Consider the following 23,331-nt stretch of genomic DNA (forward strand, 5'->3'; position numbering starts at 1 on the left):
CTGACGGGCGGGGTGTAGCACCCGCCGCGCGATTTAGGCTTACTTCTTGGACTCGTCTGAGGATTCGTGCGCCAGATGCCCATCCCAATGCTCGGTTGGGATTTTGGGTTCAGGCGGATCGGCCATGTAAGACGGTGTCATGATCTGCACGTTGTTTTCGTTAAATACAGCAACAATGTTGCGATGCAGATCGGACCTGATCTTTGGGATCGTGCTGCCGCGAGTCGTATATGCATTGACCTGATAGTTGATGGCATAGTCGGCAAGCGCAGTCCAAAGAACGAAGGGCTCGGGCTTGGATTTCAATCCCTTGGTACGCCGCGCTGCCTCAATCAGCATAGCTTCGACCTTTTCAGGCGGCTCTTCGTAGCCGATACCGACGGTGGTGTGCAAAAGCAGGCCGTTACCATCTGTTTTCTTCGAGAAATTGACCACATCAGAGTTCATCAACTGAGCGTTCGGGATCGAGATCAGTTCGTTCTTGATAGACTTCAGATGGGTTTCCATCAGTTTGATTTTGACCACATCACCGATGTGATCGCCAATCTGGATGCGATCACCGATTGAGGTTGAGCGACGGTAGATCACGAACAGGCCAGCAAGCATGTTGCTGACGACCGAATTCGCACCAAGGGACAACATCGCACCGACCAAAATGGTCAGCCCCTGGAAGGCTGCGGAATCCGAGCCCGGAATATAGGGCACTGCAAAGACTAGAGCGATGAGGATGACCACGACACGGGCAATGTTGAAAGTCGGGTTAACCCAGTGCTTTTCAAAGTCGCCCATGTCAAACGTGCCGGCTTCGACAGCATCAAAGAACACTCGCATGCCTTTGATGATGTACATGGTGACCCACGAAATCAGGGCCAGCATGATCAGGTTCGGGATATAGCTGATAATCCCCTTAAAGATTAGCAGGACCGGCTCAGTCAGATAGGTCAGCAGTAGTTGAGCGAAGTACCGAGTTTCCGCGAACGAAAGCAGGACGAATGAAAGGTAGTAATAAAAACCAAGGAAGAAGATAACCAACAGAACAAAGTTCAGCCCATACCGGATCAGGGCCGCGATGGCCTCTGCCTGAACGTGTTTGGCGGTGGCGGTCTCGACATCCTGCAGATAGCTCTGAACTATTTCCAGAGTACGTCGTCTGATCCGGCGGTGCAGCCAGAGGATGACGACGATGAACAGAATAAATCCAACGGTCCATGCGCTGGCTTCGATTGCACCAGACACCCTTGCCTGTTCGGTGCGGTTAGCCCGGTAGGCGACGATTGACTCGTGTATGGCATCACCATGCAAGAGGCTGAGGACGCTAAGCTCCATCTGATCCAGCTCGGCATCAGCCTCTGTAACAACTGATACGAAGATCCCATCCGCAAGTATACGTGTACCGAGTTCGGTCTCTTCATAGGTGATTTCAATATCGGTATTTTCGGAAGACTCAGCGACCTCGATGATCTTGTCTTGAACTCTTTCTGCCCGTTCCGTAGCGGGCAGAGCGCTTGAGCCACGCAAATGAAAGAGCGTATCGCCGTCGACAATTACCGGAGCTTTGAAGACATCGGATTGCTCCTCGCTCAGAGCTGGCGGAGGCGTCGGGGCTTCCTGCGCCCATGTCGGAGACACCAGCATGCATACGCACAGGGTTGCCATGCAAAGGCGTGCAAATATGCCAAAGGATTGGATTAATTGAATCATTGGCCCTCCTGATACCTAACTATATCCGAGACGGCTAATGTTCCTAGGGCTGAACTGCAGCTTGTAAGCAATTCTTTTTACAGGTGTGGATCTGTCACTGGGGGCTTGTGAACTATCCATGTAAAGGAATGCCTGTTTCAAAGAATAGCCCATGGTAATGCCATTGCTTGCAAACACGCATTTCAATGAATAGGTTCCCGCCAAATTTGCGGTACATGACCGCAAGACCAAAACAAAGGAATATCCCATGGAAGGTGGCGCAATCGCCCAGTTTCTCCCGCTGATCCTGATCTTCGCGATCATGTATTTCCTGCTGATCCGTCCGCAGCAGAAGAAGATGAAGGAACATCAGGCCATGGTCGAAGCCGTGCGCCGGGGCGATCAGGTTGTCACCCAGGGTGGCCTGATTGGCAAAGTCTCCAAGGTCAAGGAAGGCGACAACGAGATCGAAGTTGAAATCGCCGAGGGTGTGAAGGTTCGCGTGGTCAAGTCGACCATCGCACAGGTTCTGAACAAAACCGAACCAGCGAAATAAGAGCGCTCCACAACCTTCTGAAAAGGCAGGGTAATGCTGCAAATTGATACCTGGAAGCGGGTTCTGATCTGGTCGGTCTGTGTGATCGGCCTGATCATGGCCCTGCCGAATGCGTTCTATACGCGTGTCGAACAATCGAACGATGCAAAGGCCGAGATCGAGCTTGGCATCGATACTCCCGAACTGCAGGCCGAGGCGGCGCAATGGCCGAATTGGTTGCCGTCTTCGCTGGTCAATTTGGGCCTTGACCTGAGGGGTGGTGCACATCTTCTGGCCGAAGTTCAGGTCGAAGATGTCTACGAAGCTCGGATGGAAGCGATGTGGCCCGAGGTCCGCGAAGCATTGCGGGATGAACGGGCAACCGTCGGTACGATCCGCAAGCAACCTTCTGCTCCTGATGAGATTCGCGTTCGCATCAGTCAGCCCGAGGGTATCACCCGAGCGCTTGAAGTTGTTCGCGGTCTGGCGCGTCCAATTCAAACCCTGACAGGTGTTGGGGCCAACGATATCGAGGTCAGCAGCCAGGGCGATACGATCATTGTTCAACTGTCCGAGGCCGAAAAGCTGGCTTCGAACGACAGAACTGTTCGGCAGGCTCTGGAGATCATCCGTCGCCGTATTGATGAGGTCGGTACACGCGAACCGACGATTCAGCGGCAAGGAACAGATCGTATTCTGATTCAGGTGCCAGGTATCGGCAGTGCATCTGAGTTGAAAGAGATCATTGGCACCACGGCCCAGTTGACTTTCAATCCGGTTGTCAGGCGTGGATCCGACCCGGATGCTGTTCCGGGGATTGGTGAGGAAATTGTACCCTCCATCGATGAAGATGGGGTGTATTACACAATCGAGTCTGCTCCGGTTGTGACCGGTGAAGAACTCGTGGATGCACAGCCTTCGTTTGACCAGAACGGGCGCCCGGCGGTCAGCTTCCGCTTTAACACATCAGGTGCCCGCAAGTTCGGTGACTATACGCTTGAAAACATTGGCGCACCCTTTGCCATTGTTCTGGATGACGAGGTAATTTCCGCTCCTGTGATCCAGAGCCATATCCCGGGCGGGTCTGGCATCATCACCGGTAACTTTACCGTTGAAGAAAGTACCAATCTGGCGGTTCTGCTACGAGCAGGCGCATTGCCGGCCGGTCTGGAATTCCTCGAAGAACGCACCATCGGTCCGGAGCTGGGTCAGGACAGCATTGACGCAGGCAAGGTAGCTACAATCGTTGCATTTGTCGCGGTGCTGGTCTTCATGGCGCTCAGCTACGGTTTGTTTGGTCTCTTTGCCAATGTTGCGCTGATCATCAACGTGGGGCTTATCTTCGGCCTGCTGTCGCTGATTGGGGCAACGCTGACACTACCGGGTATTGCGGGGATTGTTCTGACGGTTGGTATGGCCGTTGACGCCAACGTGCTGATTTTCGAACGTATCCGAGAAGAACTCAAATCCGCCAAAGGGCCTGCCCGAGCAATTGAGCTAGGCTATGAAAAGGCGCTGTCGGCCATTCTGGACGCCAACGTAACGACGTTCATTACGGCTGTAATCCTGTTTGCGATGGGTAGCGGCCCGGTTCGCGGCTTTGCCATCACTCTGGGCCTCGGCATTCTGACCTCGGTCTTCACCGCGATCTTCGTGACGCGTCTGATGATCGTCATCTGGTTCGAACGCCGCCGTCCGAAAATGATCGAGGTTTGATATGCGACTGAGACTTGTTCCCAAGGAAACCTCGTTCGATTTCTTCAGCCGCTGGAAAATCTGGCTGGGCATTTCGGGTCTGATGATGGTTGTGGCCTTTACCTCGTTCATGCTGCAGGGTCTGAACTTTGGTATCGATTTCCGTGGTGGTACGACAATCCGTACCCAAAGCGCACAGGAGATTGATGTAGGCGCTTATCGTGATGCGATCGCTCCGTTGGAGCTGGGTGATGTTTCCATCACCGAAATCTTTGATCCGACATTCGGGCCGGACGAAAACGTAGCCATGATCCGCATTCAGGCTCAGGATGATGCCGAAGCGGTGACCGCAGCAACAATTACGGCTGTTGAAGAGGCACTCACCGGTGCCGCGCCTGACATTGAATTCGTGTCAGTTGAATCTGTTGGCCCCAAAGTATCTGGCGAATTGATCCAGACGGCGGTCATAGCGGTAGTGCTCGCGATTGGAGCGGTTCTTATCTACATCTGGCTTCGGTTCGAATGGCAGTTTGCGCTCGGCGCCGTTGCTGCGCTGGTGCACGATGTGATCCTGACCATTGGTATCTTCTCGGAACTGCAGATCCGATTTGATCTGGCGATTATCGCCGCGCTCTTGACCATTGTTGGTTACTCACTGAACGATACCGTGGTCGTATTCGACCGTGTTCGTGAGAACCTGCGCAAGTACAAGAAGAAGGACCTGAAAGAGGTTCTGAACCTGTCCATCAACGAGACCCTCAGCCGGACGGTCATGACCTCGGTTACGACCCTGCTGGCACTGATCTCGCTTTATGTTCTGGGCGGTGACGTGATCCGCGGGTTCGTCTTTGCGATGATCTGGGGTGTTATCGTGGGTACTTACTCATCCATCTTTGTGGCTTCGACCATCCTGCTGTGGCTGGGGGTTAAGCGCGACTGGACCAAGCCTTCGAACACTGCGGGCAATCAGTTTGCCAACATAGATGCCTGAGGGTTTGCAAGCTGCCCTGGCTCTGCCGGGCATCGGATGGTTGATTTTCACAATAGGAGCCGCGGGTCTTGTCCGCGGCTTCACCGGTTTTGGCACAGCCATGATATTCGTGCCGATCGGAACTCAGTTCCTGCCGGCAACAGATGTCGTGTTTCTGATGGCTGCGACTGGTATCGTTTCAACCCTCGCTCTAGCTCCGCAGGCGTGGAAGGAATGCGACAAGTCCGAAGTCGGGACACTTGCTCTGGCTGCTGCTGTGACTGTGCCACTTGGATTGTGGGTGATGGTACAAGTCGATGCGCTGGTCTTGCGCTGGATCGCATGCACGGTGGTTGGGTTAACCTTGCTTGCGGTGGCAACTGGCTGGCGTTGGAATGGACGATTGGGGCTGCCGGGGCGGCTTGCCATCGGCAGCAGTGCGGGCGCAGTCGGTGGAATGACTGGTCTGACTGGACCGGTTGTGATCGTCTTCTATCTGGCAAGCTCAGCCAATGTTCGCAAGGTTCGTGCGAATACGATTATCTTTCTGGCTCTGCTGGATATCGTCATCGTCACGAATATCATGATCGGCGGCCTCGCGGATACATCCGCGCTTTGGGTGGTTCTGTTGCTGAGTGTGCCTTATGTGATAACCACACTCATCGGTAAGGCGCTGTTTGATCCATCGCTGGAGAAGCTCTACCGGGTGGCGGCTTACTCCGTGATCGCGCTCGCGGTTATAACTGGCCTGCCGATCTTCGACTGAAGGGGTTTTGGAATGCGACTCAATCAGGTGACCTTTACGGATGCCAAGCCTGTTGATGGCTATGGTCCGGGCTTCTTTCGTATTGGCGGTGAGGTTTTTGAGGGCGCGGTGCTAACCGGGCCAACTGGAACAAAGGCGTGGGGGCAGTACACCGATGTTCAGCCGTTGCTTGATCTTTCAGAAGAAGTAGATGTTCTGTTCATCGGCACCGGCAAAGAGATGGCGCATATCCCCGGTGATTTGCGGTCGACCCTGGAAGCCGCAGGGATTGGCGTCGAGGTCATGAACTCGCCAGCCGCCTGTCGAACCTACAACGTGCTGCTCTCGGAAGGGCGTCGTATTGCTCTGGCCTTGATCCCGGTCTGATTGTTCAGACAACGCACGGGCTTGTACCTGCGGCAAATCCCTCCTTTTGCCCTTCACGACAATGAGATAAGCGAAGGCAATGACACTGACCGTTACCGATCTGTCGATTGCCCGAGGGGGCATTCCTGTGCTCGAAGGGTTGAGCTTTGTGCTGAAACCGGGCCGGGCACTGATCCTGCGTGGACCAAACGGGATCGGAAAAACCACTTTGTTGCGCACTTTGGCTGGCTTGCAGCCATCGTTATCGGGCCGCATTGAGGGTGCCGAAGATCAGATTGCCTATGCGTCGCACTCAGACGGTTTGAAACCAACGCTGACAGTGACTGAAAATCTCGATTTCTGGGCGTCGGTTTTCGGGACAAAGGATATTCAACCTGCGCTGGACGCTTTCAGGCTGAACGATCTGTCCGACCGTCACGCCGGTAACCTGTCCGCTGGTCAGAAACGGCGACTAGGCCTTGCCAGAATGCTGGTCACCGGGCGACCGATCTGGATGCTGGATGAGCCGACCGTGTCACTGGACCGCGAGGCCGTGGCTCTGTTCGCCGATACGGTTCGCACACATCTGGGACAGGGGGGGTCAGCACTGATCGCCACCCATATTGAACTCGGTCTGGAGGGAGAGGTTTTGGACGTCGGTCCCAACAAGGCTAAACCCAAACCGATCGATGACTTCGATGGAGGTTTCCTGTGATCGCCTTGTTGTTGCGTGATCTGAAGCTTGCATTCCGTGCCGGCGGAGGATTTGGGCTGGGCCTGGCCTTTTTCCTGATCGTGACTGTCCTGGTGCCATTTTCCGTTGGCCCGCAATCTTCGCTGCTCTCTACCATCGCGCCGGGTGTGTTGTGGCTGGGTGCGCTTCTGGCGTGCTTGCTGTCACTGGATCGGCTTTTGGCACTGGATTGGGAGGACGGATCTTTGGATCTGTTGGCAACGGCTCCCTTGCCGCTGGAGGGCGTAGTAACCATCAAAGCGCTGGCACATTGGATCACTACGGGGCTGCCTTTGGTACTGGCTGCGCCTGTGCTGGGTGTACTGCTGAACCTTCCGGTTCCGGGGTATCTCTGGCTTGTTGTCTCGCTGCTGATCGGCACACCGGCCCTGAGTGTCATAGGGACATTTGGTGCGGCTTTGACCGTGGGGCTGAAACGCGGTGGTTTGCTGCTCTCGCTGCTGGTCCTGCCTTTGTATGTCCCGACACTGATATTTGGGGCAGAGGTAGCACGACGTGGAGCCATAGGTATGGAGACACAAACCCCGCTGCTGATGCTGGCTGGGATCACCGCAGCCACCGTGGCGCTATTGCCGTTTGCCAGCGCTGCCGTACTGCGTATCAATCTTAGGTGACAGTGGGGAACATTGATTGATGTCAATTGAGAACCGCTCCGACTCGGACTAGATAAGGCACATGTCGATCGCAACAAAAGCCAACGCCCTTTGGGAATACGCCAACCCGCGAAAGTTCCTCGCGACCAGCGAGCGTGTCCTGCCGTTTTTCTGGATCACGTCGGCTGTATGCCTTTTTGTCGGGTTGATCTGGGGGTTCTTTTTCACCCCAGACGATTACAAGCAGGGATCGACCGTCAAGATCATCTATCTACACGTGCCTGCAGCCCTTATGGCCATCAATTGCTGGCTCATGATGCTGGCGGCCTCATTGGTCTGGCTGGTACGTCGTCATCACGTCAGTGCGCTGGCCGCACGCGCGGCCGCTCCGATCGGCATCGTCATGACTTTGATCGCGCTTGCGACGGGTGCCATCTGGGGGCAACCCATGTGGGGCACGTGGTGGGCATGGGATCCGCGCCTGACCTCTTTCCTGATCCTGTTTCTGTTCTACCTGGGCTATGTGGCCCTGTGGGAAGCGATCGAAGACCCTGACACTGCTGCAGATCTGACCTCGGTCCTGTGTCTGGTTGGCTCCGTGTTTGCGATCCTCAGCCGCTATGCTGTGAACTTCTGGAACCAAGGGTTGCATCAGGGGGCATCCGTTATGCGGGCGGGTGCAGTAACGGGCGCAGATACAGAAGAAAAAGTCAGCAATATCTATTTCTATCCTCTACTGGTTTGCATCGTGGGGTTCGTGCTGCTGTTTGTTGCGCTGCTTCTGTATCGCACAGGCACTGAAATCCGGGCACGCCGGATCAACGCGTTGCTGGCGCGTGAAAGGATAAACGGATGATCCCCGATCTGGGCAAATACGCCGACACCGTGTTGTCTGCCTACGCGGCATCAATCCTGCTGTTGATCGCGCTGGTGGTTTTCAGCGTCCTTCGTGGTCGCAAGGTCAGGGCCGAAATGGAGAAGGTCGAACAAAGGATGTCCAGGAATGGCTAAGATATCGCCTTTGATGCTTGCTCCGCCTCTGATTTTTGGCGCGTTTGCCTTGCTGGCAGGCGTCGGAATGTTCCGTGACGACCCGGATTCCCTGCCATCCGCACGTGAAGGGCAGCCTGCTCCTCCTGTTGTGATGACCGAATTCCCGGGTAAGCCATTCTTTGATGACGCGACCCTGCGGGATGGCGAAGTCAAGCTGGTCAACTATTGGGCATCCTGGTGCGCCCCATGTCGCGCCGAGCATCCGAACCTTGAGGCTTTGTCGCAAGAGGGCATCCCCGTCTACGGCATCAACTACAAAGATAAGGTCGGGAATGCCGAGTCATTTCTGAACGAATTAGGTGATCCGTACCGTGCTATCGGACGTGACGAGAACGGGCGCATGGGGCTGGACTGGGGCGTGTACGGCGTGCCAGAGACCTATGTGATCGACGGAGAAGGCACGATTATCCTGCGCTTTGCAGGGCCGATCACACAGCGCGTCATCGAAAGCACGATCCGACCCGCGCTTGAGAAAGCGGCCGGAGAATCTGACTAGCGGCGTAGCCAGATCCATAGCATCGCGCCGATAAAGGTGAACGTGACCAGATTCATCAACGTGTCTGTCAAATCACCGATCAGCACGGGAATCTCCTTCCTCACGAAGGCCACGGAACAGGCAGACCATCAACAATACTGAAATGAACACAAAGGGCAGGGCGCCCAGCGATATCAGGACTTTCACCGAGTCCACTGATCCTGAAAGGATCATTGCCACGCTTAGCAATCCAAGTAGCGCCCCCCAGATCAGGCGTATTTTGGGTGGAGGGTTGGCATCACCTGCTGTTGAAAACGTCCCCAAAACGAATGCTGCGCTGACGACACTTGTGACAATAAACAGGAACGCAGCCAGGACCGTTGCAAGAGTGGTCAGCACTGGGAACGGCAAACGTTCGAGCAGCCCAAAAGTAACACGTTCAACGTTCGTTTGAGTCATGTTCAGCAATTCACCCGCGCCATTCAACGCCTCGAACAATCCGATACCTCCGAATGCGCCAAACCAGAGTATTGAAAACAGGGTTGGGGCAAACAGTACGCCGATTACGAACTCGCGAATGGTGCGTCCTCTTGAGATGCGAGCTACGAACACACCGACGAACGGACCCCATGCGATCCACCAGACCATATAGGTGAGGGTCCAGTCGCTGAACCATTTGGCGACGTCATCGCCAAAGAATGTATAGGTTTGGAAACCCCGCGATATTACGTTTGTTGCATAGTCACCAAAGCCCTGCACAACCGTATTCAGCAAGTACTCGGTAGGCCCGAGGACGATTGTATAGGCTACCAACGCAATAGCGATTAGCATGGCGGCGTTCGAAAGACGTGACATGCCCTGGCCCAGGTCAATCATCAGCGCGGGAACGTATGCTGCGACCATCGCGATAAAGACCGCGCCGATAAGCAGCGTTCCCGCTACCTCGCGGTTCATCATGACCGCGACGCCATCAGCAACTTGAAAAACGCCCATCGCCATAGAACCGCCAACCCCAATCGCGATAGCAATGATCGCCATGAAGTCCGACCACCAACCCACGATGACAGCCCATCTCTCGCCGGGAAAGAGGCTTTGAATAGGGGCACTGACCAGCATTCCGGTACCTCTGCGAAAGCTGAAATACGCAATGGTCAGCGCGGTTGAGCCGTAGATTGCCCAGGCATGCAAGCCCCAATGGAAGTTAGTAGCCAGCATGGCCTGTTGCGCTGCGATGAAGTCCGGGGCCATACCGGATATGAAGCGATAATGTGTTAGGGGTTCGGCTACAGCCCAAAACAGTAACCCGACCCCCATACCCGCCGAAAAAAGCATCGCAATCCAAGAAGCAGTCGAGAATTCAGGTTCCTCATCATCCCGCCCCAACTTGATGTTTCCGTAGGATGAGAATGCCAGAAACAGACAGCCGATGAGCATACCTGAGGCGGCAAGCATTACAAACCAGCCCCGGCTGTGAAAGGTCTGTTGAACCAAGCCGCTTGCCCAACCGACCAAACCGTCGATATCAATGACGCCCCATATCCCCACCACAGCAATCACGCAGAGAGAGCAAATCAGCAACGCATTCGGTTTAGCCATCCTCGAACCTGTCCATCTGTGAGGTATAGAAACATTGCAATGTTTTTGGGGTCGTTGCCACAACTTAGCTTCAGCGACCGTTGCTTTCTGGTGTTTCGGCAGTAACCAGATGCTGCTAAAGCCGATATCCACCGGTTACCGGCAGTACTTCACCGGTGACGAAGGACGCATTGTCCGACGCAAGAAAGCGAACCGCTTTGGCGATATCTTCTGGTGTTCCTGCGCGCCCCAATGCGGTGTCTTTCACAAAAATCGCAGTCAGCTCATCTGAACGCGGCGCTTCGGGGATGTTGATCGCGCCCGGGGCCACTGCGTTTACGCGGATGCCCTCTGGCCCCAGTTCCTTTGCCATGGCACGGGTCCAGAGGTTAAGGGCCGCTTTGCTTGCGCCATAGGTCGCCGCATCCCGAGGGGGCAGTGTAGCGTTCATCGATGATATGTTCACGATCGCTGCACCCGGTTTCAAATGGGGCAAGGCAGCAGAAAGCAACGCGGCAGGTGCAAGCAGGTTGAGGTCAAGAATTGCACGGTGATCTTCGCGCTCAAACTGATCTTTGGGCGTGCTCCTGACAAGACCGGCGTTGTTTACGATTACGTCTAACCGACCATAATGCTCAATGACCTGCCGGATGACCTCAGATGCCTGATCGGGCTCTCTCAGGTCAGATTGAATCGCGAGGTTGGTGTCGGCGCACAGTGCTGCGGCAGGCTTGGATGTAAGCCAGGTAAAGGCGACTGAGTGATCCGTGCCCAGGTCTTCGACGATTGCGCGGCCAATGCCTCGGGCACCGCCGGTAACCAATGCTACTTTTTCCATGCGATCCTCCTACCGCCACCAAATCCGGAAATGTGCCCGAAGACAACATCCGAATAGATTGATGTGGTCGGTGCAGTTAATTCAAATGAAAAGAGCGCCTTAAAAGGCGCTCTTTACGTCTGATCACAGGTTTATTTTTAGTCAGCCTTGGCAAGATTGCGCAGCACATATTGCAGAACACCGCCGTTCTCGATGTACTCGATCTCGGGTGCTGTATCGATACGGCACTTGAGCGTGATGGTCTTTTCGGATCCGTCACCATAAACGATTGTGCAGGGCACTTCCTGCAGGGGCTCAACCGTATCGAGGCCGTGAATCGAAACCGTCTCATCGCCTGTGAGGCCAAGCGTTTTCCGGGTGTCGCCGCCAGTGAATTCGAACGGGATGACACCCATGCCAACCAGGTTGGAGCGGTGAATACGCTCAAAGCTTTCGGCAATCACAGCTTTGACGCCAAGCAGAGCAGTACCCTTGGCTGCCCAGTCGCGCGAGGAACCTGCACCGTACTGTTCGCCGCCAAAGACGACTAGCGGAGTACCGTTTTCCTGATGCGCCATTGAGGCATCAAAGACCGAAGTTTGCTCACCATCCGGGCCCTTGGTGTAACCACCTTCTACACCATCCAGCATCTCGTTCTTGATACGGATGTTCGCGAAGGTGCCGCGCATCATGACCTCATGGTTACCACGACGAGAACCGTAGGAGTTGAACTCGCGCGGCTGAACCTGACGATCCAACAGGTATTTTCCGGCCGGGCTGGTGGACGCAAAAGAACCAGCTGGTGAGATATGGTCGGTTGTGACCATATCACCCAGGATCAGCAGAACCTTGGCGTTGTCGATGTTTGAAATCGTGCCCGGCTCTGGCCCCATGCCCTGAAAATAGGGCGGATTCTGAATATAGGTCGATGTTGGGGGCCAGTCATAAGTTTCCTGCTGCGGAACTTCGACTTCGCGCCACTTTTCATCACCTTTGAACACGTCAGCATATTTCGACTGGAACGCTTCACGCGTGACGGTCTGCTGAACCAGATCTGCGATCTCTTTCTGATCCGGCCAGATGTCCTTCATGTAGACGTCGTTGCCGTCTTTGTCGGTGCCAATCGGCTCTGAGGTCAGATCGATGTCCAGCGTACCGGCCAGCGCATAAACCACAACCAGTGGCGGCGACGCCAGATAGTTGGCACGAACGTCAGGTGAGATACGACCTTCGAAGTTCCGGTTGCCCGACAGAACGGAGGTAGCGACCAGATCACCCTCGGCAATCGCATCAGACAGTTCGGCCTGAATGGGGCCGGAGTTTCCGATACAGGTGGTGCACCCATAACCGACCAGGTTGAAGCCGATCTTGTCCAGATCATCCTGAAGCCCAGCGGCCTCGAGATAGGCAGAAACCACCTGCGATCCCGGTGCCAGAGAGGTTTTGACCCAAGGTTTGCGGTTCAGGCCCAACGCGGCGGCCTTACGCGCAACCAGACCGGCACCGATCATGACATAGGGGTTCGAAGTGTTGGTACAGGATGTGATCGAGGCGATGACCACCTTGCCCGATTCCATTGTGTAGTCTTCACCCTTAACCGCGACTTCTTTGCCCATGGGACGCTTGAAGGTTTCTTCCATTTCTTTGTGGAAAGCAGCCTTTGCGTCGGTCAGCGCGACATAGTCCTGCGGGCGTTTCGGTCCCGAGATCGCGGGAACGATGGTACCCATGTCCAGTGACAGCGTATCGGTGTAAATCGGAGCGTAGCTCTCATCACGCCAGAAACCGTTCTCTTTGGCGTAAGCTTCAACCAGTGCAATACGGTCTTCATCGCGGCCCGTGTTGCGCATGTAGCGCAGCGTTTCACCATCGATGGGGAAGAAGCCACAGGTCGCACCGTATTCCGGCGCCATGTTTGCGATGGTTGCACGGTCTGCCAGCGGCAGTCGATCCAGACCTTCGCCATAGAATTCGACGAATTTGCCTACCACGCCCTTTTCGCGCAGCATCTCGACCACTTTCAGCACCAGATCGGTGCCAGTAGTGCCTTCGACCATTGCACCGGTCAGTTCAAAGCCCACAACTTCGGGGATCAGCATCGAAATCGGCTGGCCCAGCATTGCGGCTTCGGCTTCGATCCCGCCAACACCCCAGCCCAGAACAGCCATGCCGTTAACCATGGTGGTGTGGCTGTCGGTTCCAACCAACGTGTCAGGGTAAGCAACTTCTTCGCCGCTCTGGTCAGTGTCGGTCCAGACGGTTTGTGCCAGATACTCAAGGTTTACCTGGTGGCAGATGCCTGTGCCGGGGGGAACAACGCGGAAGTTATTGAACGCGTTTTGGCCCCATTTCAGGAACTGGTACCGCTCCATGTTCCGCTCATATTCGCGGTCCACATTCATCTGGAAGGCGCGGGGGTTGCCGAATTCGTCGATCATAACCGAATGGTCGATGACCAGATCCACCGGGTTCAGTGGGTTGATCTTTTGTGCGTCGCCACCCAGCGCCTTAATCCCGTCACGCATCGCAGCAAGGTCAACCACGGCAGGAACACCGGTGAAGTCCTGCATCAGCACACGGGCAGGGCGGTATGCGATCTCGCGAGGGTTCTTGCCACCATTGGCACCCCATTCACCGAAGGCCTTGATATCATCAACCGATACAGAGAAACCGTCGTCCTCGAACCGCAACATGTTTTCCAGCACAACTTTCAATGCGGCAGGGAGTTTTGAAAAATCGCCCAGACCGGCTTCTTGAGCGGCGGGAATCGAATAATAGGAAATGGACTTGCCGTTCACGCTCAGGCTGCGACGTGTTTTGGCGGTATCCTGTCCAACTTTGATGGGCATCTGTGGCCTCCCTCTCAAATGACTTAGATTTTGGGATTCGCTGAGGGCTATCTGTATCACGTTTAGCCACGGTTCAAGGCCTTACGAACAAGATGCGTCATTTTTGTATACTATTGTACACATTTTGGCGGAACTTTGATGTAAAACGTTTCAAGAAACCTTGATTGGAGGTTGATGTGTTAACCGTTTAAACCGGTTAGGCAGCCAAACGTACCGAGACGATAAAATGTTCAGATCCGCCGCCGCGACAGCTCTTGTTTCCATATTCTTTGCAGCTTCTGTAGCTGCTGAAAGCGATCCGGTCGTGGTCGAGTTGTTCACGTCACAGGGGTGTTCATCTTGTCCACCGGCAGACAAGATCATGCATGATCTGGCCGAGCGAGATGATGTTATCGGACTGGCCTTGCATGTGGACTACTGGGACTACATTGGCTGGAAAGACGAATATGCCGACCCGGCCCATACAGTGCGGCAGCGTGCCTATGCGCGCGAAGGTGGGCGGACGATGATTTATACGCCACAAATGGTGATTAATGGTCAGCATGATGTGGTCGGTGCCAAATCGCGAGAGCTGGACCGAATAATCAATGCACATCTGAAGGCAGCACCAGAAGCATCAGTTAAAGCCGTACGCTCGGGCAATGACGTGACTGTGGAAGTAACGCCTGTCGAACTGCCTGCGGGCGAGACTTATGAGATCACGGTGGTGCAGTACTCCCCGATGCGTCACGCCTCGATCCGGCGCGGAGAGTTGGCCGGGCATGAGCTTGATTATGCGAATGTGGTCGAGACCTGGCTTACGGCAGGGCAATGGGATGGGGTAGCGCCACAGCAGTTTTCGGCAACCCTGTCATCGGATCTACCCGCCGTTGTTCTGGTACAGAGGGCAGGGCATGGACCAATCGTAGCGGCCACGCGGGCCAAGTAATCAGGGCATATCTTCGGGCTGAACGCCCAAGCCATTCCACGCTTTCCAGCGGCGGTGGATCCAGAACCACTGACCCATATGCTGACGCACCATGGTCTCTAGATCGTCATTGGTAAACTGGGTCATCGTTTTGGGATCCGTGTGCGGCACTGGATCATGCAGCATGATCTCAAAATCGATACCGTTGGGCTGGCGCACGGCATAACAAGGGATCAGAACCGCCTTGTATTTCATGGCAAGTTCAGCGTTCAGCACCGAAGTCACAGCCGGTTTGCCAAAGAACGTGAGCTCTTCGCCGCCTTGTGCGTGCAGATCCGAAACGATTGCAATGATGCCACCGCTTTTGAGCGTGCGAACCATTTCAACCATACCCCGGCGGCCTTGTTCGAACATGGGCTTTCCGGTCTTGTGGAATGCATCCACGTACATATCGTTGAAATAGGGGTTTGCCATACGGCGATACAGACAGCCAATCGGCTTCTGGCTGCGTGCTTGCAGCGCGATACGCGCAGCAAGGTAGTGACCGAAATGTGCCGTGATCATCATGACCGGACGCCCGTCGGCGACTGCGGCGTCAAAGGCTTCGATTCCTGGGCCCGAGATTTTTGCGTTTCTCTGGCGATCCGTGAACCCTTCGGGTGAAAAGTGTTCCATGATGGCCCGGCCGGCATTGTCAGGAACCGCCCTGCAAATACGTTTAACCTCGTCCTCGGGTAAATCCGGGCAGGTCAGTTTGAGATTGCGTCGAACACGCGTGCGAAACCCAACCACTGGTGCCAAAGTGCGCATGATTGCGCCCATCGCCGATATGCGGCGCTCATAGGGCAGCAGCCTCATGGCACCGATGATCCCCTTAAGGCACAGGTTTGTCACATAGTATTGTCCAAGCTCAAATCGGCTTAGTTCCGACTTTTCGACAGGCATTCAGGGGACTCGCAAGAATTTCGTTCTAGGCGGCCAGACATACAGCCCTGATCCGCCGTTAACAAGTATTCGCAATTCCAGAACACAATGAACACGCTATGCTTGCCAAGCTGCGGTTCAGTTCCCGTCTTCTGTTTCGTCTTCACTCTCGATCAGAGTTATCGCACCCTCATCCGTTAACGCGCGGATCACACCGACGATGTTTGCCATCGCCTCTTCAGCTTCGGTTTGTTTGACCTTCCCACGCTCAGTAATTTCCTCACGAAGGTTGTCGGCCATTCGGGTCGACATGTTTGAGAGCAAAAAATTGACCGAGGCATTGTCATCCTCGCCGCTGGCCCCTGCAAGGGCAGTTACCAGAACCGGCTGCTCGATCCCTCGCAGTACCACTGGGACATCTCGCGGCATGATCCGGTTGGCAATATGCGCAAAGGTAAAGATCGATTGCCGCACGGCATTGGCGAAATCCGCGTCCTCTTTGTCCAGCGCTGTAAGCAAGCCGTCGCGCGTAGCGGCGGCGGATTGGTTCAGAATAGCCCCTACACGTTCATCCGGTCCTTCCCGAAATGCGGGGGTAGGGCGTTGGTCCAGTTGGGCAGCCAGCGACCAGCCAATCCGCTCCACGGCTTCGGGAGTCACATTGGCTGTCTTGGAAACGGCATAGGTGATCCTGCGCGCCACAGGACCGGGCAAATGACCAAGTAGTTGCGCAGCCTTCGGGGTGTCCAGTTTTGACAACATCACGGCAGCGACCTCGGTACTTTCTGCCTGAGCAATTCTGGCAAGGTCTTCTGGCGGCACTTCGCGCAGGCGCTGCCACGGATCGCCAATTTGCCGGACGCCTGCAACCTTACGAAGGCGGGCCGCCGTAGCGGGTGCGATCTTACCGTTGACGGCATCCAATGCTCCAGCCAAGCCATGCGGGAAGGCCAGCCCGACGCTGTCCAGCGCATCTGCAAATTCCCCGGCAACAGCAGCCAACGTCACACGATCAATCAGTCCCATGCGTCCTAACTGGTGGGTCAGCCTTTCCTGCAAATCATCTGGGAGTTCTTCAAGCGCGAGGTCGGCCCCTTCGTTCAGCAAAAGCCGAACAACGACAGCTGCCTTTTCCCGGCCGTTCAGCGCGCGCGGGATCAGCCTCGTCTGGGTTTCCTCACTATCTGCAACTGGTGCAGAAGCGCCCGGAGCCATTTGTATTAGTGCGGTTGTGTCCTGCATCTGCCTGTGGTGCCAATATTTTGTTCCACAGGCAGATTACGGAGAGTCGGGTAAAGAAACCCTGAAGTTTAGTAGCTGTATGTCAGCCCTGTTCGGATCGCTTCGCGCAATGATGCCTCGGCCCATGTGCCTTCGCCACCACGCGCTTTGATTTCGCGCCACTGCTGGATCGCAAGATCAGTTTTGCCTTCGGCAACAAATCCCTGACCCATATAGCTGCGGGCCAGAATGTTGTCCGGGTTCGTGTCGATTGCTTTCTCATAGAAGACGTTCGCCAGCTCGAGTTCTCCCATTTTGCGGTATGTGAAACCCCAATATGTTAGAACGCGATCATCGTTCTGATTGCTCATGACACGCAGAACATCCTGAGCATGTTCGTATTGGCCATCATATGCTAATTCGCGAACCGCATCATAAAGCTGGTCGTCGGTGAAATTGGTTTTGTTCGGTTTGACGCAACGCCCAGCCGCCTCGTCATAGACGCGACCAAACAGGCATTTCTTGGTCGTACTGGTGGGCTTTGGCGGGCTGCTATCTCCGCCCGCAGCGTGAACTGCTGGCGCAAAGGCAAAAGCTTGAAACGCAATAGCTGAAGCTAAAACAAGGCGCATATTCCTACTCCGTTCTAAAGACTGCTCTCAACAAGCATAGTGTGATCTGTAAAAAAGCTAACAATTGATGCTTCGCTTTTATTCACAAGTAGGAAAGAAAAATCTCAGCTGTTGACGGATTTCGCGCAGCTTTGGCTCTCGCTGTCCCAATATGTACCCGGTGCACAGGATTGAGTTTGCTTGGAATGCGCGTTGCATGCCATGGCCGCCGAGGAAGTACAGACAAGCGCTATTGAGCACAGAAGGGTTCGGATCATTGCGGTTCTCCCGATCTGGAAAATGCGGGATCAGGATAGCCGATTTTGCCTTGTCTGGCAAAAGAAGAGGGCCCGAACCGCGTAATGCGCTTCGGGCCCCTGTCTGATGAATTAGATATCGTGATTACTCGCCGAAAACGCGCGCGAAAATCGTGTCGACATGCTTGGTGTGATACCCGAGGTCGAATTTTTCTTCGATTTCTTCAGTACTCAGCGCGGCGGTGACATCTGGGTCAGCCAGCAGTTCCTCTTTGAAATCGGTGCGGTGTTCCCAAACCTTCAACGCGTTTCGCTGAACCATGGCATAGGCGTCTTCGCGGCTGACACCAGCCTGTGTCAGGGCCAGCAGCACCCGCTGGCTCATCACCAGGCCGGGGAACTTGTTCATGTTCTCGATCATGTTCTCGGGGAAGATCAGCATCTTGTCGATCACCCCAGTCAGACGGGCGAGCGCAAAGTCCAGCGTGATCGTGGCATCGGGTCCGATCATCCGTTCGACCGAGGAATGCGAGATATCGCGCTCATGCCAGAGCGCCACGTTTTCCATCGCGGGGATCACGGCAGCGCGCACCATGCGAGCCAGGCCGGTCAGGTTCTCGGTCAGGACCGGGTTTTTCTTATGCGGCATGGCCGACGAGCCCTTTTGGCCCATCGAGAAGAACTCCGCCCCCTCCAGCACCTCAGTCCGCTGCATGTGGCGGATTTCGATGGCAATGTTTTCTATGCTGCTGGCGATGACGCCTAGCGTGGCAAAGAATGCAGCGTGACGGTCGCGCGGGATGACCTGCGTGCTGATTGGTTCGGGGACCAAGCCCAGCTGGTCGCAGACATGTTCTTCGACACGCGGGTCGATATTGGCGAAGGTGCCGACCGCACCGCTGATCGCTCCGGTTGCGATTTCGGCACGGGCATCGCGCATGCGCGACAGGTTGCGGTCCATTTCGGCGTAGAAACGCGCGAAGGTCAGGCCCATGGTGGTAGGCTCGGCGTGGATACCGTGGCTTCGACCGATGCGGACGGTATCTTTGTGCTCGATCGCGCGGCGCTTCAGAGCGGCCAGAAGACCTTCGAGGTCGGCGATCAGCAGATCAGCGGCGCGGGTCAGTTGGACGTTGAGGCAGGTGTCCAGCACGTCCGAAGATGTCATACCCTGATGCACGAAACGGGCCTCGTCGCTGCCAACATGCTCGGCCAGGTGGGTCAGGAATGCGATTACGTCGTGCTTGGTGACCGCTTCGATCTCGTCGATGCGAGCAACGTCAAATTCCACGTCCTTGGCTTTCCAGACGGCGTCGGCATTCTCGCGCGGGATTACACCCAGTTCTGCCATTGCATCACATGCGTGCGCCTCGATTTCGTACCAGATGCGGAACTTGGTTTCGGGCGACCAGATGGCAACCATATCGGGGCGGGAATAACGTGGAATCATTGGCAGCTGCACCTTTTTGTGATTTGGCAGGAGGCGATGCCGCGGGGTTTAAACCTGAGTAGGCGAGGGAACAAGGCGCGAGTGCTGATATGAGACGGTTTGCCCTGATTTTAGCGATCTGGCCCGGGGTTCTGGCTGCAGATGAGTTCCGGCAGCTTACCGGCGATGAAATACTGACCGCACTGACCGGGCAAAAGCTGGTTTATTCCAATGGGGCCTGGCAGACATTCGATGACACGATGCTGACCCAGTACTTTTCGGGCCGGCCAAGCGCAGGTCATTGGGCCGTGCGCGATGATCAGTATTGCTCTCTTTGGCCGCCCTCGGATCTGTGGGCATGTTACACGGTTCAGCAGAGCGGAGATACAATCCGCTTTGTCGGTGAGAGTGGCGATATCACAGATGGGACACATGAGAATTGACGGGACCGCGCAAGATTACTGATTTCGCAGGTAAGTGGCAGTTAACGCGCGTGATACACGATGCCAAAGCAGATCAGGTGTTGCAGGCTGACGGGACCGCATGCCTAACGATCTCTGAGACCGGGCTAACCTACCAAGAGGCCGTTACTCTGCGGATACCGGGCCAGCCCTCGATCAAGGGAACGCGGACATACCTCTGGCAGGGCGCGGGTGACGTGATTGAAATTCGGTTCGAAGACGGCAGGTTTTTTCATCGTCTGAAATTGGGTGAATTTGAAACGACAGACCATCATGATTGCCCACCCGACAGCTATGACGTTGTGTATGATTTTTCGAAGTGGCCGCGCTGGACTGCGCACTGGACAGTTTCCGGCCCTCGAAAATCCTACGAAATGAAGACAGAATATGCTGCACTAGCGAAATAAACTTGCAGTGGCTGTTCTAAATAGGCATTCCTATTTCAGAATTTCTGTCTGAAGTGGGAGAAGACATGATGAATTCGAACGTATTGGCCGATGCAATCGGCCCGCGCGAAGGAACTGCGCTGCGTATCAAGCAAGTCGTCCTGGTTGTTCTGGGTATTGTCGCACTGGCGGTCGCCGCAAAGATCAAAGTGCCGATGTGGCCTGTTCCGATCACGATGGGTACTTTTGCAGTACTCACCATCGGGACCGCATATGGTGCGCGTCTGGGTCTTGTTACCATGCTCGGTTATCTTTTGATCGGTGCGCTGGGCTTTGACGTCTTTGCGGGTTCCTCGGCTGAAAAATTCGGCCTGACCTACATGATGGGCGGCACCGGAGGCTATCTGGTGGGTTACCTTCTGGCCACTGTCTTACTGGGCGTTCTGGCGTCGCGAGGCTGGGATCGTTCGGTCGGCAAAATGGCTTTGGCGCTGGTTTTGGCAAACGTCGTGATCTACGTGCCTGGTCTGCTGTGGCTCGGACAACTCTACGGCTGGGATAAGCCGATCCTGGAATGGGGTCTGACACCGTTCCTGCTGGGTGACGCGATCAAGCTGGGTCTGGCCGCTCTGCTGATCCCGAGCTTGTGGAAACTGATCGGTGATGCGCGCACCTGATTGGTGACCGTATCCTAAACCCGACCCGCGCTGATTTGGTTCGGCGCGGGTTTTTTGTTTTCTGAACAATGTCATACTGGACAAATGTCGTCGACAACGTGCAGTCTGATGGCGGACAACTGATCAGGTTATTGAGATATGCGTATTAATATGAGGTTAATGCTTGCCCCTTGCATTGCGGCCTTGATGGGGCTGGCAACTCCGACGGTGGCGGACACGCCCGTCACATACACAGATAGTGGCAAGGCGTTGTTTCAATTCGAAGTTCCCGATTTTTGGACACTTCGCGTTGGTGGACCGCGAGAGATCGAAGACTCTGCCGTTGGCGATGCACGTGGTGTTGCCCGTGTCATGGGAATGCGCCCGGTTACAGATGATAATGTCTGGATTGGGTTCGTGTCGCCAACCGGTGTGAGTTCGATCGAGGGGGGTATTCGATATCTGCAGGACATCGACAAGTTTCTGGTCAAGGATCCGCAGGTAACAGGAAGTAGCAAAGCAACTATCGGTGGCCTTCCCGCGCAAGTGGTCCGGGGAACTGGTCGTCGCGACGGGCGAGGTATTAACTTTACTGCGACCGTCATTGATTTGCCAGGAAACCGCATCGCAGTCGCAGTCGCAGTCCTGCGTGATGGTGCTGATCCAGCTTATGTGAATGATCTGAACGATATTTTCGGATCTTTCCGTTCAGCCCAGTAAGGAGGATCAGATGGCACATAAGCTTATGAAGCGTACTTTGCTAGCGTTGGGACTGGGCGCGGCCGGTTTTTCAATTTCCGGATGTGACGGTGTCTCGGTTGGCGTCGGATATGGTTATGATCCGTTCTATGACTCGATGCTCTGGAATGACTATTATCATGACGTAAACGTAAATGTTGACGTCAATCGTCCTGTCAGGCCGGATCGACCAATCAATCCCGATCGCCCGAGACCGCCTGATGGCAAGCCACCGGTGCGGCCTCAGCCGCCCATTGCCAAACCGCCCGCGCGGCCACGGCCACCGGTTGCACGCCCACCTGTAGCGCGGCCACCCATACACAGACCCGGCCCCCGCCGTTGAGGCGAGATACCGCCTCCGACCAGATCGGAGGCGGAATACTCAGGTTGAGGGAAGGAGTTCGGTCGTGATGCGTGCCGAACCTTCCAGAGTTCGGTGGACCGGGCATTTATCTGCGATTTCCATCAGCTTGTCCCGTTGCGCCTGATCCAGTGGTCCTTCCAGCCTGATTTTGCGGCGGAACTGATCCACTTTGCCTTCGCTTGCCAGACCAGCGTCCTGTGCATGGACTTTGTCATGGCACACATCGACGCTGACGCCGGTGAGGGGCCATTTTTTGCGTCGGGCATACATACGGATGGTCATCGATGTACACGCACCAAGGCCTGATGACACGAAACCATAGGGTGACATTCCCCGGTCTGTGCCGCCATAGGAGGTGGGTTCGTCTGCCACTGCGTGGTGGCGCGGTCCGGACTGAATATCCTGCATGAACCCGGATGGATCCGCCTCGGTTACGCGCACAACCCCTTCGGGTGCGCCCGGAGGTGGGGCAGGTGGCCTGAGGTTGACGTAGCGAGAGACCCACGCCGCAATGACATCTGCGGCATAATCCGCATCCGCAGCCCGTGTGATCAGATGATCCGCATCGTCGAGTGTGACAAAACTCTTTGGATGTTTTGCGGCCAGAAAAATCGTGCTGGCATTGTCAATGCTTACGGTTTCATCACGCGGTGCATGCAGGATAAGCAGCGCCGCTTTCAGCTCTGCGATTGCAGGAGTCAGCGCAGACTCCGATATATCATCGACGAAGGCTTTGCCGATCCGGAATGGTCGTCCACCCAGCGTGACTTCAGCGCTGCCTTCTGCTGCGATCTGTGGCAGGGCGGTTTCGAAATGATGAGAGACGTGGCCCGGGTCAGCTGGCGCACCCAAGGTGACGACCGCCTTGACGGACGGAATGCCGGCACGTGCGCGCAGGACTGCTGCACCACCCAGCGAGTGACCAATCAGCAGAGCAGGGGCCATATTGCGCCCGGCCAGATAATGCGATGCCGCGATCAGGTCTTCTACGTTCGAAGTGAAGGTCGTATTCGCAAACTCGCCCCCCGAATGGCCCAGCCCGGTGAAATCAAAGCGCAAAACGGCAATACCCATCGCAGCCAGTCGTGCAGAAATACGCCGTGCTGCCGGGATATCTTTGGAACAGGTAAAGCAATGCGCAAATAGCGCCGTTGCCAAAACCGGACCATCCGGCAGATCCAGGCGCGCGGCCAACTGACTGCCGTCATGACCGGCAAAAGTAATGCGTTCCGTTGGCATAGCTGCTCCTCGGAGTTGTTGGGATTTGCCT

Annotated in this window: 25 protein-coding genes; 16 read left to right on the forward strand and 9 right to left on the reverse strand. The window is 55.4% G+C overall.

Annotated elements, in window-relative coordinates:
- Positions 1–39: 39 nt before the first annotated feature.
- Positions 40–1,635: a mechanosensitive ion channel family protein gene (locus ACR0CW_RS05475; RefSeq protein ID WP_480787073.1), complete on the reverse strand. Its 1,596-nt coding sequence runs from the start codon at positions 1,633–1,635 to the stop codon at positions 40–42.
- 313 nt (positions 1,636–1,948) lie between these two features.
- Here ACR0CW_RS05475 and yajC point away from each other — a divergent pair, with 313 nt between their 5' ends.
- The 10 genes from yajC (at position 1,949) to ACR0CW_RS05525 (ending at position 8,887) form a co-directional block, all read left to right on the forward strand.
- On the forward strand, positions 1,949–2,236 hold the full coding sequence (yajC, locus tag ACR0CW_RS05480) for a preprotein translocase subunit YajC (RefSeq protein WP_155151194.1): 288 nt from the start codon (positions 1,949–1,951) through the stop codon (positions 2,234–2,236).
- A 33-nt stretch (positions 2,237–2,269) separates the two neighbouring features.
- A complete protein-coding gene (secD, locus tag ACR0CW_RS05485) occupies positions 2,270–3,931 on the forward strand; it encodes a protein translocase subunit SecD (protein ID WP_480787074.1) in 1,662 nt (553 codons plus the stop codon).
- A 1-nt stretch (position 3,932) separates the two neighbouring features.
- Positions 3,933–4,901, forward strand: coding sequence for a protein translocase subunit SecF (secF, locus tag ACR0CW_RS05490; RefSeq protein WP_155151188.1), 969 nt, complete (start codon positions 3,933–3,935; stop codon positions 4,899–4,901).
- A complete protein-coding gene (locus ACR0CW_RS05495; protein WP_480787075.1) occupies positions 4,894–5,646 on the forward strand; it encodes a TSUP family transporter in 753 nt (250 codons plus the stop codon). The genes secF and ACR0CW_RS05495 overlap by 8 nt, the downstream gene beginning before the upstream one ends.
- Before the next feature lie 12 nt (positions 5,647–5,658).
- Positions 5,659–6,012 (forward strand): Mth938-like domain-containing protein, encoded by a 354-nt coding sequence (locus tag ACR0CW_RS05500; protein WP_170331035.1) that lies wholly within the window; start codon positions 5,659–5,661, stop codon positions 6,010–6,012.
- 79 nt (positions 6,013–6,091) lie between these two features.
- Positions 6,092–6,706, forward strand: coding sequence for a heme ABC exporter ATP-binding protein CcmA (gene ccmA, locus ACR0CW_RS05505; protein WP_480787076.1), 615 nt, complete (start codon positions 6,092–6,094; stop codon positions 6,704–6,706).
- Positions 6,703–7,359 (forward strand): heme exporter protein CcmB, encoded by a 657-nt coding sequence (ccmB, locus tag ACR0CW_RS05510; protein ID WP_480787077.1) that lies wholly within the window; start codon positions 6,703–6,705, stop codon positions 7,357–7,359. The genes ccmA and ccmB overlap by 4 nt, the downstream gene beginning before the upstream one ends.
- Before the next feature lie 61 nt (positions 7,360–7,420).
- The gene (locus tag ACR0CW_RS05515) at positions 7,421–8,194 is read left to right on the forward strand and encodes a heme ABC transporter permease (RefSeq protein WP_480787078.1); all 774 of its coding nucleotides are present in this window, start codon (positions 7,421–7,423) and stop codon (positions 8,192–8,194) included.
- Positions 8,191–8,349 (forward strand): heme exporter protein CcmD, encoded by a 159-nt coding sequence (gene ccmD, locus ACR0CW_RS05520; RefSeq protein ID WP_155151176.1) that lies wholly within the window; start codon positions 8,191–8,193, stop codon positions 8,347–8,349. The genes ACR0CW_RS05515 and ccmD overlap by 4 nt, the downstream gene beginning before the upstream one ends.
- On the forward strand, positions 8,342–8,887 hold the full coding sequence (locus ACR0CW_RS05525) for a DsbE family thiol:disulfide interchange protein (protein ID WP_480787079.1): 546 nt from the start codon (positions 8,342–8,344) through the stop codon (positions 8,885–8,887). Before ccmD ends, ACR0CW_RS05525 begins: the two co-directional genes overlap by 8 nt.
- A gap of 72 nt (positions 8,888–8,959) precedes the next feature.
- Here ACR0CW_RS05525 and ACR0CW_RS05530 read toward each other — a convergent pair whose 3' ends face one another.
- The 3 genes from ACR0CW_RS05530 to acnA form a co-directional block, all read right to left on the reverse strand.
- Positions 8,960–10,462 carry a BCCT family transporter gene (locus ACR0CW_RS05530; protein WP_480787080.1) on the reverse strand — a complete coding sequence of 501 codons (1,503 nt, stop codon included), beginning with the start codon at positions 10,460–10,462 and terminating at the stop codon, positions 8,960–8,962.
- Positions 10,463–10,577: 115 nt separating this feature from the next.
- Positions 10,578–11,279: an SDR family NAD(P)-dependent oxidoreductase gene (locus ACR0CW_RS05535; protein ID WP_480787081.1), complete on the reverse strand. Its 702-nt coding sequence runs from the start codon at positions 11,277–11,279 to the stop codon at positions 10,578–10,580.
- Positions 11,280–11,416: 137 nt separating this feature from the next.
- Positions 11,417–14,107 (reverse strand): aconitate hydratase AcnA, encoded by a 2,691-nt coding sequence (gene acnA / locus ACR0CW_RS05540; protein WP_480787082.1) that lies wholly within the window; start codon positions 14,105–14,107, stop codon positions 11,417–11,419.
- Positions 14,108–14,333: 226 nt separating this feature from the next.
- Here acnA and ACR0CW_RS05545 point away from each other — a divergent pair, with 226 nt between their 5' ends.
- Complete coding sequence (locus ACR0CW_RS05545) at positions 14,334–15,035, forward strand: DUF1223 domain-containing protein (RefSeq protein WP_480787083.1); 702 nt, start codon at positions 14,334–14,336, stop codon at positions 15,033–15,035.
- Here the strand turns inward: ACR0CW_RS05545 and ACR0CW_RS05550 are convergent, their stop codons facing one another.
- The 4 genes from ACR0CW_RS05550 to purB form a co-directional block, all read right to left on the reverse strand.
- Positions 15,036–15,959, reverse strand: coding sequence for a lysophospholipid acyltransferase family protein (locus ACR0CW_RS05550; RefSeq protein ID WP_480787084.1), 924 nt, complete (start codon positions 15,957–15,959; stop codon positions 15,036–15,038).
- A gap of 117 nt (positions 15,960–16,076) precedes the next feature.
- Positions 16,077–17,180, reverse strand: coding sequence for a flagellar motor switch protein FliG (locus tag ACR0CW_RS05555; RefSeq protein ID WP_480787085.1), 1,104 nt, complete (start codon positions 17,178–17,180; stop codon positions 16,077–16,079).
- A 68-nt stretch (positions 17,181–17,248) separates the two neighbouring features.
- Positions 17,249–17,791 carry a tetratricopeptide repeat protein gene (locus tag ACR0CW_RS05560; protein WP_480787086.1) on the reverse strand — a complete coding sequence of 181 codons (543 nt, stop codon included), beginning with the start codon at positions 17,789–17,791 and terminating at the stop codon, positions 17,249–17,251.
- Between the two features lie 381 nt (positions 17,792–18,172).
- A complete protein-coding gene (gene purB / locus ACR0CW_RS05565; protein ID WP_480787087.1) occupies positions 18,173–19,477 on the reverse strand; it encodes an adenylosuccinate lyase in 1,305 nt (434 codons plus the stop codon).
- Positions 19,478–19,566: 89 nt separating this feature from the next.
- Between purB and ACR0CW_RS05570 the strand changes: the two genes are divergently transcribed.
- The 5 genes from ACR0CW_RS05570 to ACR0CW_RS05590 all read left to right on the forward strand — a co-directional run bounded on the left by ACR0CW_RS05570 (position 19,567) and on the right by ACR0CW_RS05590 (position 22,040).
- Positions 19,567–19,899, forward strand: coding sequence for a hypothetical protein (locus ACR0CW_RS05570; protein WP_480787088.1), 333 nt, complete (start codon positions 19,567–19,569; stop codon positions 19,897–19,899).
- Positions 19,896–20,324, forward strand: a complete 429-nt coding sequence (locus tag ACR0CW_RS05575; RefSeq protein ID WP_480787089.1) for a DUF6314 family protein — start codon at positions 19,896–19,898, stop codon at positions 20,322–20,324. Before ACR0CW_RS05570 ends, ACR0CW_RS05575 begins: the two co-directional genes overlap by 4 nt.
- Positions 20,325–20,392: 68 nt before the next feature.
- Positions 20,393–20,980: a biotin transporter BioY gene (locus ACR0CW_RS05580; protein WP_480740168.1), complete on the forward strand. Its 588-nt coding sequence runs from the start codon at positions 20,393–20,395 to the stop codon at positions 20,978–20,980.
- A 159-nt stretch (positions 20,981–21,139) separates the two neighbouring features.
- Positions 21,140–21,679, forward strand: a complete 540-nt coding sequence (locus tag ACR0CW_RS05585; protein WP_480787090.1) for a hypothetical protein — start codon at positions 21,140–21,142, stop codon at positions 21,677–21,679.
- A gap of 10 nt (positions 21,680–21,689) precedes the next feature.
- The gene (locus tag ACR0CW_RS05590) at positions 21,690–22,040 is read left to right on the forward strand and encodes a hypothetical protein (protein ID WP_480740171.1); all 351 of its coding nucleotides are present in this window, start codon (positions 21,690–21,692) and stop codon (positions 22,038–22,040) included.
- A 39-nt stretch (positions 22,041–22,079) separates the two neighbouring features.
- Here the strand turns inward: ACR0CW_RS05590 and ACR0CW_RS05595 are convergent, their stop codons facing one another.
- Complete coding sequence (locus ACR0CW_RS05595; protein ID WP_480787091.1) at positions 22,080–23,300, reverse strand: bifunctional alpha/beta hydrolase/OsmC family protein; 1,221 nt, start codon at positions 23,298–23,300, stop codon at positions 22,080–22,082.
- Between the last annotated feature and the right edge of the window lie 31 nt (positions 23,301–23,331).

The sequence above is a fragment of the Ruegeria sp. CH6 genome, from assembly GCF_056537005.1.